Source organism: Gottfriedia endophytica (assembly GCF_017814275.1).
Taxonomy (GTDB): Bacteria; Bacillota; Bacilli; order Bacillales; family Bacillaceae_G; genus Gottfriedia; species Gottfriedia endophytica.
In genome coordinates, this window is sequence record NZ_JAGIYQ010000010.1 from 19,058 (window position 1) to 33,804 (window position 14,747).

19 protein-coding genes and 1 other annotated feature are annotated in these 14,747 nt (G+C 33.7%); of the genes, 10 read left to right on the top strand and 9 right to left on the bottom strand.

Annotation, left to right across the window (positions count from 1 at the left end; genetic code table 11):
- The first annotated feature begins 3 nt into the window (after nt 1–3).
- Both J5Y03_RS14055 and J5Y03_RS14060 read left to right on the top strand, forming a co-directional pair.
- Nucleotides 4–270, top strand: a complete 267-nt coding sequence (locus J5Y03_RS14055) for a spore coat protein CotJB (protein WP_407648444.1) — start codon at nt 4–6, stop codon at nt 268–270.
- Nucleotides 271–285: 15 nt separating this feature from the next.
- Nucleotides 286–855, top strand: a complete 570-nt coding sequence (locus tag J5Y03_RS14060; RefSeq protein ID WP_209406626.1) for a manganese catalase family protein — start codon at nt 286–288, stop codon at nt 853–855.
- A gap of 511 nt (nt 856–1,366) precedes the next feature.
- On the opposite strand, the gene brnQ is transcribed toward J5Y03_RS14060, so the two are convergent.
- Nucleotides 1,367–2,722, bottom strand: a complete 1,356-nt coding sequence (gene brnQ / locus J5Y03_RS14065) for a branched-chain amino acid transport system II carrier protein (RefSeq protein ID WP_209406627.1) — start codon at nt 2,720–2,722, stop codon at nt 1,367–1,369.
- Nucleotides 2,723–3,154: 432 nt separating this feature from the next.
- Here brnQ and J5Y03_RS14070 point away from each other — a divergent pair, with 432 nt between their 5' ends.
- Nucleotides 3,155–3,757, top strand: coding sequence for a LysE/ArgO family amino acid transporter (locus tag J5Y03_RS14070; RefSeq protein ID WP_209406628.1), 603 nt, complete (start codon nt 3,155–3,157; stop codon nt 3,755–3,757).
- 125 nt (nt 3,758–3,882) lie between these two features.
- On the opposite strand, the gene J5Y03_RS14075 is transcribed toward J5Y03_RS14070, so the two are convergent.
- Nucleotides 3,883–4,656 carry a hypothetical protein gene (locus J5Y03_RS14075; RefSeq protein ID WP_209406629.1) on the bottom strand — a complete coding sequence of 258 codons (774 nt, stop codon included), beginning with the start codon at nt 4,654–4,656 and terminating at the stop codon, nt 3,883–3,885.
- A 308-nt stretch (nt 4,657–4,964) separates the two neighbouring features.
- Between J5Y03_RS14075 and J5Y03_RS14080 the strand changes: the two genes are divergently transcribed.
- From J5Y03_RS14080 to trpB, 3 genes are all read left to right on the top strand, one after another.
- Complete coding sequence (locus J5Y03_RS14080; RefSeq protein ID WP_209406630.1) at nt 4,965–5,132, top strand: hypothetical protein; 168 nt, start codon at nt 4,965–4,967, stop codon at nt 5,130–5,132.
- A 41-nt stretch (nt 5,133–5,173) separates the two neighbouring features.
- Nucleotides 5,174–5,317 (top strand): hypothetical protein, encoded by a 144-nt coding sequence (locus J5Y03_RS14085; protein ID WP_209406631.1) that lies wholly within the window; start codon nt 5,174–5,176, stop codon nt 5,315–5,317.
- A 196-nt stretch (nt 5,318–5,513) separates the two neighbouring features.
- Nucleotides 5,514–5,775 (top strand) — a binding site (T-box leader).
- Between the two features lie 101 nt (nt 5,776–5,876).
- A complete protein-coding gene (gene trpB, locus J5Y03_RS14090) occupies nt 5,877–7,067 on the top strand; it encodes a tryptophan synthase subunit beta (protein WP_209406632.1) in 1,191 nt (396 codons plus the stop codon).
- Between the two features lie 66 nt (nt 7,068–7,133).
- Here the strand turns inward: trpB and J5Y03_RS14095 are convergent, their stop codons facing one another.
- From J5Y03_RS14095 to J5Y03_RS14110, 4 genes are all read right to left on the bottom strand, one after another.
- Complete coding sequence (locus J5Y03_RS14095) at nt 7,134–7,610, bottom strand: RDD family protein (RefSeq protein WP_209406633.1); 477 nt, start codon at nt 7,608–7,610, stop codon at nt 7,134–7,136.
- A 23-nt stretch (nt 7,611–7,633) separates the two neighbouring features.
- Nucleotides 7,634–7,852 carry a hypothetical protein gene (locus J5Y03_RS14100; RefSeq protein ID WP_209406731.1) on the bottom strand — a complete coding sequence of 73 codons (219 nt, stop codon included), beginning with the start codon at nt 7,850–7,852 and terminating at the stop codon, nt 7,634–7,636.
- A 75-nt stretch (nt 7,853–7,927) separates the two neighbouring features.
- Nucleotides 7,928–8,473, bottom strand: coding sequence for a hypothetical protein (locus tag J5Y03_RS14105; RefSeq protein WP_209406634.1), 546 nt, complete (start codon nt 8,471–8,473; stop codon nt 7,928–7,930).
- Nucleotides 8,474–8,640: 167 nt separating this feature from the next.
- Nucleotides 8,641–9,000: a hypothetical protein gene (locus J5Y03_RS14110; protein ID WP_209406635.1), complete on the bottom strand. Its 360-nt coding sequence runs from the start codon at nt 8,998–9,000 to the stop codon at nt 8,641–8,643.
- A 231-nt stretch (nt 9,001–9,231) separates the two neighbouring features.
- Between J5Y03_RS14110 and J5Y03_RS14115 the strand changes: the two genes are divergently transcribed.
- From J5Y03_RS14115 to J5Y03_RS14125, 3 genes are all read left to right on the top strand, one after another.
- Entirely contained in the window at nt 9,232–9,846 is a 615-nt protein-coding gene (locus tag J5Y03_RS14115) for a LysE family translocator (RefSeq protein WP_209406636.1), read from the top strand.
- A gap of 40 nt (nt 9,847–9,886) precedes the next feature.
- Nucleotides 9,887–10,483: a LysE family translocator gene (locus tag J5Y03_RS14120; RefSeq protein ID WP_209406637.1), complete on the top strand. Its 597-nt coding sequence runs from the start codon at nt 9,887–9,889 to the stop codon at nt 10,481–10,483.
- Between the two features lie 149 nt (nt 10,484–10,632).
- Nucleotides 10,633–11,139 (top strand): GNAT family N-acetyltransferase, encoded by a 507-nt coding sequence (locus J5Y03_RS14125; protein ID WP_209406638.1) that lies wholly within the window; start codon nt 10,633–10,635, stop codon nt 11,137–11,139.
- A gap of 59 nt (nt 11,140–11,198) precedes the next feature.
- Here the strand turns inward: J5Y03_RS14125 and J5Y03_RS14130 are convergent, their stop codons facing one another.
- Entirely contained in the window at nt 11,199–11,987 is a 789-nt protein-coding gene (locus J5Y03_RS14130) for a TIGR00266 family protein (RefSeq protein WP_209406639.1), read from the bottom strand.
- A gap of 349 nt (nt 11,988–12,336) precedes the next feature.
- Here J5Y03_RS14130 and J5Y03_RS14135 point away from each other — a divergent pair, with 349 nt between their 5' ends.
- Entirely contained in the window at nt 12,337–12,537 is a 201-nt protein-coding gene (locus J5Y03_RS14135; RefSeq protein ID WP_209406640.1) for a cold-shock protein, read from the top strand.
- A 416-nt stretch (nt 12,538–12,953) separates the two neighbouring features.
- Here the strand turns inward: J5Y03_RS14135 and J5Y03_RS14140 are convergent, their stop codons facing one another.
- Nucleotides 12,954–13,703 carry a TraR/DksA C4-type zinc finger protein gene (locus J5Y03_RS14140; RefSeq protein WP_209406641.1) on the bottom strand — a complete coding sequence of 250 codons (750 nt, stop codon included), beginning with the start codon at nt 13,701–13,703 and terminating at the stop codon, nt 12,954–12,956.
- 98 nt (nt 13,704–13,801) lie between these two features.
- On the bottom strand, nt 13,802–14,719 hold the full coding sequence (locus tag J5Y03_RS14145) for a 1,4-dihydroxy-2-naphthoate polyprenyltransferase (RefSeq protein ID WP_209406642.1): 918 nt from the start codon (nt 14,717–14,719) through the stop codon (nt 13,802–13,804).
- Nucleotides 14,720–14,747 lie beyond the last annotated feature (28 nt).

Consider the following 14,747-nt stretch of genomic DNA (forward strand, 5'->3'; position numbering starts at 1 on the left):
TCATTGAATAGTAATCCTTTACCTCAGGAATATTATGATCTGCTTGAAGAACTACAAGCGGCAGACTTTGTATTAGTAGAGCTTACGTTATATTTGGATACACATCAAAATGACCAACAGGCAATTAATCAATTCAATCAATTTGCGAAACACAGGCAAGAAGTCAAGCAATCAATAGAGTCTAAATATGGTCCTCTTCAGCAGTATGGAAATAGTTTGGCGGACGCAAAATGGAGTTGGAACAATAGCCCCTGGCCTTGGCAGGTATAGAAAGGTGAGAAGCTGATGTGGATTTATGAGAAGAAGCTACAATATCCTGTAAAAGTAAGCACATGTAATCCAAAATTAGCTAAATTTTTAATTGAACAATATGGCGGGGCTGATGGAGAACTAGCAGCAGCGTTACGTTATTTAAATCAACGATATACGATTCCAGATAAAGTGATTGGTTTACTCACAGATATTGGTACAGAAGAGTTTGCTCATTTAGAAATGATTGCGACGATGGTTTATAAATTAACAAAAGATGCAACACCTGCTCAGCTTCGTGAAGCAGGACTAGGTGAACGTTACGCAAATCATGACGGAGCATTATTTTATGAGAATGCTGGGGGTGCTCCGTTTACGGCAACTTATATTCAAGCAAAAGGAGATCCGATTGCTGATTTGTACGAGGATATTGCGGCTGAAGAAAAAGCACGTGCGACTTACCAATGGCTTATTAATATGTCCGATGATCCTTATATTAATGATTCCTTAGCATGGTTAAGAGAGCGTGAAATTGTTCATTCACAACGCTTTAGAGAAGCTGTGGAGCTTTTGAAAGAAGAGCGAGATCAGCAAAGGATTTTTTAGTATAAAGTAATTTTCAATCTAAGAATGTTAAATAGAAATAGATTAGACCACTAGCTTTTGAAGTTGCCCCAAAAAGTTAGACAATTATTTTTATGAAGTTATAGAGGATTGTACTCTGTATTGAACAGGGTGCAATCCTTTTTGTTTTATTTTGGGTCTTTTATTAAAGAATGTTACTTTTAGGTTATGAAATTTAAAAGACAGAAGTTGATTGGAACGGAAGGGTGCCGGGTTCCTGTGGGAGATGCGGGAAGGCTGAGACCCCACAGGAGCGTATGCGACGAGGAGGCTCAGCTCACGCCCCTAGGAAAGCGAGCATCCTGGAGTGAAAATCAACTTACACATACTGAAAAGCAACAATGTATACGAAAACAGCCCTTATTTTATTACGATCATGATTGTATTAATGAATAGATTGATGTAATTTCTTAAAAAAATCATAAAAACTGCACCTCCAATTATTAGTTGTGTCTAACAATTGATTGTGCAGTTCAAATTGGGTGGTTCTAATTTATGCTTGAATAGCAGCCTTTTTGGATCCCGACGGCCAGAAATAGCCGATAATCGCACCAACTATTGCTGGTAATATCCATCCTAGACCAATGCTATAAAGCGGTAAATAGTCAATGTACGCAGCTTTAATAGATTCGAATAAAGAAATGGTCGCCCCCGGTAAGCTTCCAGCTAATGAGCTGTAACCATCGAAGAAACTTACGCAAAAAGTAAGGAGCATAGACGCTGCATAAACACTTTGCCTATGATTAAAAAATGATGAGCAAAGCGTCAACAATATCAGAACAATCGCCAAAGGATATAATAGCATTAATACTGGAACAGCATATTGAATAATATTGTTTAAGCCAAAATTGGCGGTGATAAATGACATAAGGCTTAGGATAAGTACGAACATTTTATAACTTACTTTTGGAAAAATACTATTGAAAAATTCACTACAAGAGGTAATGAGTCCAATACTCGTTTTTAAACATGCCAGTACAATAATAATTGCAAGAAGTATCGCACCAAATTGTCCAAAGTAATGCTGGGCGACCTTAGCAAAGATTAATCCGCCATTATCGAATAAACCGATGGTAGATACGCTTGATGCCCCCATATAAGTAATGAGGCCGTAGATCAGCACCATTAATGCCATAGCAAAAATGCCTGATTTCCATGTTGCTTTTGCAATTGTCTTCTTATCAGTGATCCCTTGTCCTTTAATCGCATTGATGACAACAATACCAAATGCTAATGAAGCGAGGGCATCCATCGTGTTATAACCTTCTTTAAAACCAGTTATAAACGCCAAGTGTCTGTAACCCCCCGTTGGAGCTCCGAAATGTCCCATTGGTTTAACGATTGCGGTAATAATTAAAAAGAATAAAAACACTAAAAAAGCAGGCGTTAGATATTTTCCAATATAGTCAATAATTTTCGCAGGATTTAGTGAAAAATAGTAGACAATAACAAAAAATACGAAGCTAAATAGACCAAGATATAAACTGACGTGATCTGGATTAATAAATGGTACGAAACCGACCACGAAAGGTACTGTTGCTGTACGTGGAATCGCGAAAAATGGTCCAATGGTTAAGTAAAGGGCCATGGCGAAGACGACTCCAAATTTCGGGTGAACCCGTCCTGCTAATTCACGAAGTCCACTACTTCCGGATAGCCCGAATGCTAAGATCCCCATAAATGGCAAACCAATTGCTGTTACTAGAAACCCAATTAATGCCGGCCAAAAGTTAGTACCGGCGACCTGTCCCATTTGAATCGGGAAAATTAAATTTCCAGCCCCAAAGAACAGACCAAACAACATTGTACCGATGACTGCGTATGTTGAGAATGATATTTTTTGCTGCATACTGTTGCTCCTTCTAGACAAATTTCATTTATTTTAACACCATTTAAGATAGTTGGCTATTATGAAATTTCTGCTGGAGCAAGTTGCTGTTGATCTTGTAACATTCAGGAGGAATTAGCTTGTAAAAAGTGAAGGGGAAATTCTTTCATTTTTCTGGAATTCCAAAAGGTGCACATGGAACAAATGGATCAACAAAGGAGTTTTTAGGTGATATAAGTAGTTTTCTATTTTAGAATTTTAAAAAGAAATAGATTAGATCACCATCTTTATTGAATGTGATAAGGAAGTGGTCTTTTTATTTGTTGGCATATCATACGTTTCGAATATAGAGACTGCTTTTGATTTGTTTAAGCTGGATTCGAAATCATCCAATTGGCTGTTTTCTTTTAGTGATAACATAGTACTATAGTGAAAGAAAGGGAGTTGGGGAATGTGGAAGCCATTTTACATGGAATACTTTTATCATTTGGACTAATATTGCCACTAGGCGTACAAAATTTATTTGTCTTTTCGCAAGGAGCAACACAACCAAATTTGATTCGTGCATTTCCAGCTACAATAACAGCTGCTTTATGTGATACGTTGCTAATTCTATTAGCGGTTTTTGGAATATCGGTCATTATATTCCAGGTACATTGGTTGAGAACAGGATTAATAATGGTTGGTGCTATTTTTCTTATTTACATAGGCTTTACCATCTGGCGTTCTAAGGCAAAAACGAATGAAGCTACTCAAGCGGTACCAGTTCGTCAACAAATCCTATTCGCTATGTCAGTTTCATTATTAAATCCTCATGCCATTCTAGATACTGTCGGGGTCATCGGAACAAATGCATTAAAATATGATGGAGTAGCACAAATCTATTTTACGATTGCTTGTATCTCAGTATCTTGGGTATGGTTCTTTGGCTTAACAATTGCAGGAGCAACGATGAAAAAACTAGATGTTTCTGGAAAGTTAATGAACATCATTAATAAATGTTCTGCTCTATTTATTTGGGGAACTGCAATCTATCTTATTCTAGGTATAATGTAATCCAGTCAAAATTAATAATAACTATGAAACTGTGAAAAAATAGACCACTGCTCTGTTACATGTGACAAAGTTGTGGTCTATCTATTTAAAAAGAAGAATTTCATAATCTAAACTTTAAATCATCTTTAATCCCACGTTATGTTTACCCAACCAGAAACTTTAGTTCCACTTAATACTAAGTAATATTGTTTCTCTTTACTATTTTCTATCAACATTTTATCCCCTTTTTCTTTCCAACCGATGAAATGACCCCATTTAGTTTCCATACTGACTCCGTATCCACCTTGATTCTGCAAATTCCAATCTACCTTGAGGACTAATTTCTTTTTTATAGGCAGAGCTATTGCTTTCTCTCCGTTAAAATAATCAAACTGAATTGTTAATCCATTAGGTTTTTTCGTTTGGGTCCAATTCTTTGTAACTGTACAATCGTTAAAAATGAAGAATAATAATAGACAAAAAATAGCGTAACCGAGGATTGAATGTAGGAAAGTGTGTTGAAATGAATTTACTAAATAGAAAAAACTTGAACAAAAAAAGCTAATAATTAGGATAAAAAATATTATTATCAGATCCACTACTTTTATAGAAAAATGACCATCATGGTTAAAAATGATTGAAACCAATGATGTTACTAGCCAAAAAACAATTGATCCTAAATTATATAATAAGAATTTTTGCCAAAGCTTAGTAAAATGGAAATGTCTTGTTATGAAATCTACAAATATTGCCCAAATAGGAGCGAAAAGACAAAAGGGTAGCCAAAGAAACCATGTTGTAACATGCTCATGAAATTTGAACCAGCTCAAATTATCATTTAAAGTAAACACTAAAATAAATATGAAAAGTGTAATGATTCCTGATAAAAATGACCGAATAATTGTCTTTGTTAATCCCATTTGCACTTCTCCTTCGAGCGTTTTAATATAATGTTATTTCAATAAATAGTTAGTTGAAATAGTGTTATATCCTCTTACAGTTTATATATATTCCTTAAACTCTACTGAAATCCTTTCTTTACTTTTTAATAAGGAAAAGAATCAAACAACGGACCTAACTCGAATTTTAGAAAAGGAATTTAATTCTGAGTGGAATATATAAATAAATTAAAATAAAACGATAGCGAACGATATAATGAAGATTAATACAAACAATGTTAGAAAGCATCATATATTAGTAATAAGATAAATGCTAGGAGGCTATTCTTATGAGTTGGATGGCAATAATTTTCTGGGGAATTTGTATCGCTTTTATTGCAGCCGGGTATTATTTTCAAAAGAAATCAGGTGCTATAGTAGCCGAGGCTGAGAAGGAGCAAAATTTAGATCGACAAATAAGAAAAAATACAATAAATAATGGACAAATAAAATGGTAAAATAATGAATTAGTAGTTACAGTTTATTTGGGAGAAAAGCTATGAAGAAACTTAAGAAGAATAAAGAGGGGTTCTTTAGAAGGATTATTAATGAAATAATGGAATCAGTTATTACAGAAGTAATTTGTGAAGTGCTATTTTTTGTTCCGAGACTTATGTTTCGATTCATTGAACATATTTTCTAGATAGTTAAGAAAGTAAATAGAATGTACAGAAAAAGTAAAAGTGATGGACTAGTGCTATCGCTTTTTTTCAGTTAGGTAGATGTGTAATGAACTTGAGATGACTCCGAAAACACTTCGATATTATATTAGTTTGACTAAGATAATTTCTGTTGACATTAAAATAGATTATATTGTATATTTATTAATAATTTAATAAGTAAAATCAATGAGTAAGAGTAAGTAGGTATAATCGATGCGTTTCAGAGAGCTGGTGTTGGTGGGATCCAGTACGATACATTATATTGAATGGACTTACGAGAGGTACGCTGAAACAAGAAGGAGTATGTGACCCGGGTTCCGCCGTTAAAAGGATGAGAGTATCGAAATTTGTCCGTACTCAATAATCGAGATGGGTTTTGAATATATTTATTCAAATCCAATAGAGGTGGCACCGCGTTATAAAACTATACGCCCTCTGCATGGTATTTCCATGCAGGGGGCTTTTTTGCGTTTCAGAGGTATCTCATTCTTACTTTTTTGATCTTATTTAATATAAAAATCAATTAGGGAGGAAATAAAAATGAATTTATTACAAGCTGAAAATGGATATTTTGGAGAATACGGAGGTAGCTTTGTGCCAGAGCAATTAACTGACGCATTAAATCATTTAGAACAAGCCTTTGAGCAATATAAAAATGAACCTGAATTTATGGAAGAATTACAATACTATTTAAAAGAGTATGTTGGGCGTCCTAATCCACTTTATTATGCAAAACAATTAAGTGACAAAATTGGTGGTGCCAAAATTTATTTGAAGAGAGAAGATTTAAATCACACTGGTGCTCATAAAATCAACAATGTACTTGGACAAATTTTATTAGCCAAGCGAATGGGGGCAAAAAGAATAATCGCAGAAACTGGAGCAGGACAGCATGGTGTAGCAACAGCAACAGCCTGTGCGATGTTTGGTATTGACTGTACCATATATATGGGAGGATTAGATACAGAACGACAAGCGTTAAATGTATTTCGTATGGAGTTATTAGGAGCTAAGGTGGTAGCTGTTCAAGATGGCGGTAGAACATTAAAAGAAGCAGTCGATGCAGCTTTAGAAGATTATGCTCAAAACTATGAAAATACGTTTTATTTACTTGGTTCAGCATTAGGTCCTCATCCGTATCCGACAATTGTTCGTCATTTTCAATCTGTCATTGGCTATGAAGCGAAAAAACAACACTTCGAAAAAGAAAATCGTTTACCAGATTATGTAGTTGCTTGTGTTGGTGGGGGGAGTAATGCGATTGGATTGTTTGCGCCATTTTATTATGATAAAGAAGTAAAAATGGTAGGTGTCGAGCCAGGTGGCAAGGGGATTGAAACAGGTGAACATGCAGCGCCTCTAACAGCAGGAGAACCGGGAGTTATTCACGGTTTTAAATGCTATATGATGAAAGATGAAAATGGTGAAATTGCAGAAGCACATTCAATTGCAGCGGGGTTAGATTATCAAGGAGTTGGTCCTGAACATAGTTATTATAAAGATACAGGACGAGCTGAATATGTTGCGATAAATGATGTTGAAGCACTTCATGCATTCCATACACTCTCAAGAATGGAAGGAATTATCCCAGCTCTTGAAAGCTCGCATGCAGTTGCATATGCAATGAAACTTGCAGCTACACTTGAAAAAGACCAAACGATTATCGTTAATCTTTCAGGTCGTGGTGATAAAGATGTTGAGCAAGTATTTAATTTAGAAATTAGTAAATGAAAAAAATAAGCAAACTGGCTATTTGGATGTAAGCCAGTTTGCTTTATTAATGTTTTCCATAATAATTTAAACTTCGATTACCTTTGTCTTAGCAATTCGATCGTGAAGTGTTCTTTTATCTTCACCAAAAATGAGAAGTGCATCAATTAACTCTAAAAGTTGAATTAAATATTTGAAAAAAGAGATTTGGAATGGATTTGTAAACCAAATGAGGTTACGTAATAATAATGTAGAAAGATCGACTTCTGAATCGTCTTCTTTCACAACCGCAATGCCTAGTAATCTTTTCGCAATCGTTTGGCCCTTCCAAACATAAGTAGGAATAAGTGTATAGAAGATAAAAATTATGATAAGATCAGTTAAAACATTGATAGCTAATTTAGTAAGTGAAATATCATAAGTGCTTGAATAAGTAGAAATGATAATAGTTTTCCCACTAATTAGATAATAGATATAATATAAAAGAACTGAAGTTAATCCAATAATAATACCATCTATCAAATTTGCAAAAAACCTTCTAGTTCTACTGGCTAGGTAATCCATTATATATGCCTCCTTCTAATTTTTTACGCTTCACCTATTCCCATTGCCATCAATAGGAAGTATGCGAATAAAAGTACTACACCATTAAAAAAGATTCCAAAAACAATGAATGGTAATTTTCTAGATAAAATTGCGAAAACAATACCAATCAGTGACAGGATACTAAAAATGCTAATTCCTAGATATATATTTGCATTTGGTCCTCTTATGATAAAAAAGAATATAACGTTTAAAACGACCATTAAAAAAGAAAGCCACCCATATTTATTCAATGTTGTGATCCTCCTTTATCTATTTTGGGAAAATGGAATAAATGTTTAGAATTGATAAGGATATTCTTTTTGGGGAAGTAATACTATTTTTCCATGCAGATCTACAAATGTTTTATTTAATTCATAACAAACAATCTTTGTACCCATGAAAGAATCATGACCATTTGAAGTCACTTGACCACCATAAATAATAATGTTTTTTTGTTTTAAATTAATATTTGGCAATGATTTTAATAGGAATGAATAAGTTTCTCCATTTTTATATGGGCTTTTAACGCCATCTGATTTACTATGAAATGTTTTTTCTACAACTATTTTAAGTATGTACTGGCCATTTTTATTTCGTTCAATCTTTTTTACTGAACCTTGAAGATAATACAGTTTTGCACCTAATTGTACCCATTTGCCGTTATTTTTTATGGGTTTGGACTGAGTGATGTTATTCTTTGTGGAAGTGGATGTTGGGATATGAATCTTTGTAATTTGATTAATACTACTAATCTTTGTTTGTCTATTCATTGTTTTATTTATATGTTCATTACTGGATCCTACAATAGTTAAAAGTGATAAAACGAGTAAGATACTTTTCATGTATTGACCACCTTAAACAATAATATTGAGGTATATTTATAGAGAAAATATTGATTACCTAATGGAATTATTTTTCGTAGATAAACATTATTTTTAGATGCCTTTTACATTCTATGAATTTATTGAGTACTCATTCTGGCTATTTCATGATTTCTAACAAAAGTGTTTTAATTCGTTTGTTTAGTAGATCCAATCCTTATTGCTTTGTTTATTAGTAGAAATATGATTGCTAAAATAATAAATAATCCAAATACTGTAATGCCATTTAGGTTTTCATAAAAGTAATGAAATGAAACATTATTCTTGATTGACTCATAAATGTATTGAATGGTTAAGAGAACAAGAACTAATGCAGGACCTACTGCGATCACTCCAAAAAAGAAAGATCCAATTCCCTCAAAAGCAAGCTGAAAATTAGAAATTTGTTTGTTTTGATTAGAATCCAATTTAGTTTCCAATTTAGCTATTCGTTCATTTAATTTTATTATTTCTTCGATCATTTGATTATTGTTTGTTTGATTATCCATTTTTTCTCCTTTACAGTTTTTGCTAAATAATATCACTTAATATTTATTCGATATAATAGTTCAATATCCCTTTAAAATGTTGCTGATTAGTATTTCAGAAGAATACAATTGTTTAAGGTTATAAGTATCATTTAGGATAAAATTTTACTTATTTCTGCTTTGTTACTGCAGAACATGGGAATTGAGAGAAATAAAGTTACTATACAAATATATTGAGTAAAGGTGGATGTTATGGACGCTTTATATTTAGTAAAAGGAGTTGTAATTGGCCTTTCTATCGCTGCACCTGTTGGACCTATTGGAGTGTTGTGTATTCGAAGAACATTGGCCCAAGGGAAGCTCGTAGGGTTAGTTTCTGGTTTAGGCGCAGCAACAGCTGATGCAATTTATGGATTAATTGCTGCTTATGGTTTGACCACCATTTCTAATTTCTTAGTTGGTCAGCAATATTGGCTACAATTAATAGGTGGTTTATTTCTTTGTTATTTAGGAATTAAGACATTAAAAGCAAAATCTACATATTCGTCTGAGCATACTCAAAGAAAAAGCGTTCTCAGTGCCTATTTGTCGATCTTATTCCTTACATTAACGAATCCAATGACAATTCTTTCTATTATTGCGATATTTTCAGGCTTAGGTCTTTCGATTTCACAAAGTTCTGAAGGGACAGCGTTCGTTTTAGTTTTAGGTGTTTTTGGTGGTTCAACTTTGTGGTGGATCCTTCTTAGTAGTTTTGTAGGTTTATTTCAACATAAAATGACTGGAACCTCTTTATCAATAATTAATCGAATATCAGGTGGAATTATTCTTCTATTCGGTGGATTTGCTTTATATCGTTTATTTTAATGAACAAATATATTTAGGATTTTTGAAAGGATTAGTTTACATGTTATTCATTAAGTGTTTTATCTTGGGGTTTTCAGTTTCAGCACCTGTAGGGCCAATTGGGTTGTTATGTATTCAGAGAACTCTTTCAAGAGGGAAATTAGCTGGTTTTTTTACAGGACTTGGAGCTGTAACTGCTAATTTAATCTATGCAAGCATTGCCGCACTAGGATTTTCAGTAGTTTCCTCTTTCTTATTACAGGAACAATTGTATTTAAAAGTTTTTGGAGCCATTTTTTTATTTTATTTAGGAATTAAAACAATAATGAAAAAACCTTCTAATCAAGCAGCAAAATTAGAAGGCGAACGTTTAAGCGGGATGTATTTATCCACTTTCTTCTTAATGTTTACTAATCCCGTAACAATATTAAATTTTGTTGCAATGTTTGCTGGTTTAGGGATTGAACAAAGCTCAAAGTCAGGAGTTACTGATTTTACGCTGATTACAGGAGTATTTCTTGGAGCAACCACTTGGTGGTTTATTCTAAGTTACGTCGTAAGTATATTTAAAAATAAGATTACACCACATTTAGCTTTAGTGAACAAAATTGCAGGTGTATTGATCGTCTTATTAGGGGTATTGGCATTTTTAAAATAGCGATTTTGCAAAATTCATTTTTTTAGGAGAAACTGAGGGAAACCCATGTTTATTCTTTTCCAGTTTAAGAAATAAACAAATAGGAGTACAATAGTTGACATAATTAATAAACTTGGTTCGCGTTCAAATTGAAACTAGGGGAGATCGATTTGGTCCATATACGAAAAGCAGTTATAAGTGATGCAGAAGGAATTAGTAAAGTACATGTTGATAGCTGGAGAACGACTTATAAAAATATTTTACCAAGTGAGTTTTTAGCAAGTCTTTCCTATAAAAGAAGAGAAATTTGGTGGAAGGAAGCTGTTTTTAATGAAACAAACTTTCTCTTTGTTGCAGAAAATGACAATGGCCAAATCATTGGATTTGTAAACGGTGGGAAAGAGCGTTCGAGCTCTTATGGGGAATATAAAGGTGAAGTATACGCTTTTTATTTACTTGAAGAGGAACAAGGTAAAGGTGTTGGCAGCTTGTTGATAAAGGCTGCAATTGATCAGCTAAAGTTACTCCATCTTAACTCGATGCTTATTTGGGTTTTAGAGAAGAATCCATCACGTTATTTTTATGAAAGACAGGGTGGTCATCTTGTTGATCGTCAAGAAGTTGAAATTGGCGGAGTTAAATTACATGAGATTGCATACGGTTGGAAGAACCTATAGTAAGTTAAACAGACGAGAGTTCAAAAAGAACACTCGTCTGTTTAATTTAGATGTAATTGTTATTCTCTTCCATCAAATAAATCGCCGATACCACCTAAAATACTACCTTCTTCTCTTGAAGATCCTGGCATGTATTGTCCGATACGAGAAGCTAGTCTAGCCAATGTTAATGATTGTACCCAAATTGTTCCAGGTCCTTCTAATGTAGCAAAGAAGATTCCTTCTCCACCGAACAATGCTGTTTTAACATTACCAACATATTCGATTTCATAGCGAACATCACCAGTAAATGCAACAATGCAACCTGTATCGATTTTAACTTTTTCTCCAGGAAGTAATGTTTTTTGATAAATTGCTCCTCCAGCGTGAAGAAAAGCGAGGCCATCGCCTTCTATTTTTTGCATAATAAATCCTTCGCCACCAAATAGTCCTGTACTTAATTTTTTTCGAAATTCAATTCCAACAGAAACTCCTTTTGCAGCTGCTAAATAGGAATCTTTTTGACAAATAACTTTATATCCATATTCACGTAGGTCAAGTGGAATGATTGTTCCAGGATATGGAGCCGAAAAGCTAACAGATTTAAGAGAGTGTGAACGATTTGTAAATGAAGTCATAAATAAACTTTCACCAGTTACTAAACGCTTTGCACCACCAACAAGTTTGCCAAATAATCCAGATTGCTGTGCTGATCCATCTCCAAAAATGGTTTGTAATTCAATCCCATCTTCCATCATCATCATTGCACCAGCTTCAGCGATAACTGATTCATTTGGATCTAACTCAATTTCAACAAATTGCATATCATTTCCGTGTATTTTATAAGATATTTCGTGTGCACTTTTCATAAATTTACCTCCAAATAATTGGTGTATTTTGTTTTAACTTTCTCAATATATTAAATTATACAAAAAATAATTAGTTGAAGCAAAAGAAGTGTCATTGACTTGCGGAAATTTGTGTGCTATATTTAACTTACTATTAACTGCATATTTATATGAAGGTAAGAAATTAACGAACCATTAGCTCTACAAATTATTAGTTTTGCTTAACATTCTTTGCTTTGAAAGAAGTATTAGCCACTTTCAATGTTGTAGCAATCTCTTTCTATAGATGATTGAACAATGACGTTCTTTTTCTTTTCCTATTATATGCACGCATTAATAGTGTATATATGTATCTTTAGGAGGTATTACCATGGAATTCGGTAAAGTAAAATGGTTTAACAGTGAAAAAGGATTTGGATTTATCCAAACTGAAAGTGGAAATGACGTATTCGTTCACTTCTCTGCAATTCAAGGCGACGGTTTCAAAACTTTAGAAGAAGGTCAAGAAGTTAGCTTCGAAATCATCGAAGGCAACCGCGGACCTCAAGCTGCTAACGTAAACAAAAAATAATTTTTGTTCATAATGAGGCATCCTATTTATAGGATGTCTCTTTTTGTTGTTAGTAGAACTAAAAAGTTGCGATTCCTATTTTTTATTTGTTAAAGTATGGTGTTGATAATTAATAAAGATGAGGTTCGCAGGATTTTTATAAAAAGGCTCTTTTTTAAAAGATTGTAGTTTTAGGTTTTGTAATTTAAAAAGACAGAAGTTGATTGGAACGGAAGGGTGCAGGGCTTCTGTGGGAGATGTGGGAAGGCTGAGACCCCACAGGAGCGTATGCGACGAGGAGGCTCAGCTCACGCCCCTAGGAAAGCGAGCATCCCTACGTTCCAATCAACTTACACATACTGAAATAGCAACAATGTTATACGAAAAAACAAGAGATGGAAAAATTCACCCTTCTCTTGTTTATATTTTAAACCCTTTTAATATTTATCAATGTCTTTCGCGTTTTGATTATCTAGTTCTCCCATAAGTGCATCTTCTTCGTATGAATCAAGTGCTTTTTCGTATTTTTCGTGTTTTTTTGTAGCATAGACAGTTCTATTGTTTCCTGTTATGTCAGTTCCAATAAAGTTTTCAAAGTCTTCAACGAATCCGACATTTTCATAACTGTTTGTGAAAGTGTTATTATATTCCTCAATATCAAAGTTAAAGTCTGCTGGCGTTTGTGAACTACCATATCGTTCAACGTCTTGTAGGCTATCTTCAGCATCGTATGCAACATCACGATCTAAGTCATATTTTCCAAATGGAGGTGTTAAAACTTCCTCTTCAATTGGACGGTTAACGGAAATGTCTAGAGAAGTAACATCCTTTTCCGGAGCATTTTCTATCGTTGTTCGTGCGGTTGGTAGTGCTTCAAGACGTTCGAATGGTATTTCTTTACCACTTACTTCACATATTCCATATGTTCCATTATTGATTTTTGTCAGTGCAATATTAATGTCTTCTAATTCTGTTTCTAAGTGTTCATGTAATGCAAGATCTTTTTCACGTTCATATTGTTCAGTAGCTAAATCTCCAGGATGATTATCGTATTTAGATAATTCTCCAACTGAAGCATCTAATGAAAAAGGTGTTTGGATGTCGGGATCATTTAATCTATTTGTTATTGAGTGTTTTCTTTTAAGAAGTTCTGTTTTAATCTGTGAAAGTTGGTTTTGTGAAAGCATCATGCTCCCCCTTTGTTAAAATAATTAGATATACTATCTCTATTTTGCACAAAAGGGGGAAAAACATGAGTTTCCTTTTGAGGAATGAAACCTTCTATTTAGGAAAAAATATGGCCAATTAGTAAGCCGATTATAATTAAAAAGCCCATGATTGTATTTGTTTTAGCTGTATAAACAAATGCAGGCATCATTTGAATTGGTTCTGTTTTGCCAATAAAACCCTTTACTGCTTTGAAAGCAAGAGGAATACTAATTAAAGAAATCAACGTAAAAGGTGAAATAATTCCAAGAATAACATAAATTACAATAAGAGCATATGCAATGGTAAACATTGAACCTAAGAAGACGATCGAATTTGATTTTCCTAATAAGATAACCAATGTTTTACGTCCATTTTCTTTATCGTTATCTAAATCTCTAATATTGTTAGCTGTCAAGAGTAATCCAATTGTAATGGATGAAGGTATTGCAATTAATAAGACATGTGCAGGGACAGTTCCTGTATGAATGTAGTAAGAAATACCGATAATTACTTCGCCCATAAAGAACCCAGCAACTAATTCACCAAACGGCGTATAAGCGATTGGAACGGGACCACCAGTGTATAAATAAGCAGCAAACATACAAATTGTTCCAATTAATGCAATCCACCAGCTACTTTCATAACAAATATAAATACCTAATAAAGTAGCAATTCCAAAAAATAATAAAGCAAGATTCAGGATTGTTTTTGGTGCAACACCATCTCGTACAATTGCACCACCAATACCAATTGAATTTTCGTTATCTAATCCTCTTTTATAATCATAGTACTCATTAAACATATTGGTAGCAGCTTGAATAAGTAAACTCGCAATTAGCATTGCTAAAAATAGCCCCAAATGAAAATTTCCATCAATAAGTGCTAAAATCGATCCAATCGATACCGGGATAAATGAAGCTGTTAAAGTATGGGGTCTAAGTAAATTCCAAAATGTTTTAAATGATGAGGCTACTGGTTGAGAATGAGTAGTCATGAAATAACCTCCTAAAAATTAGTAAAAA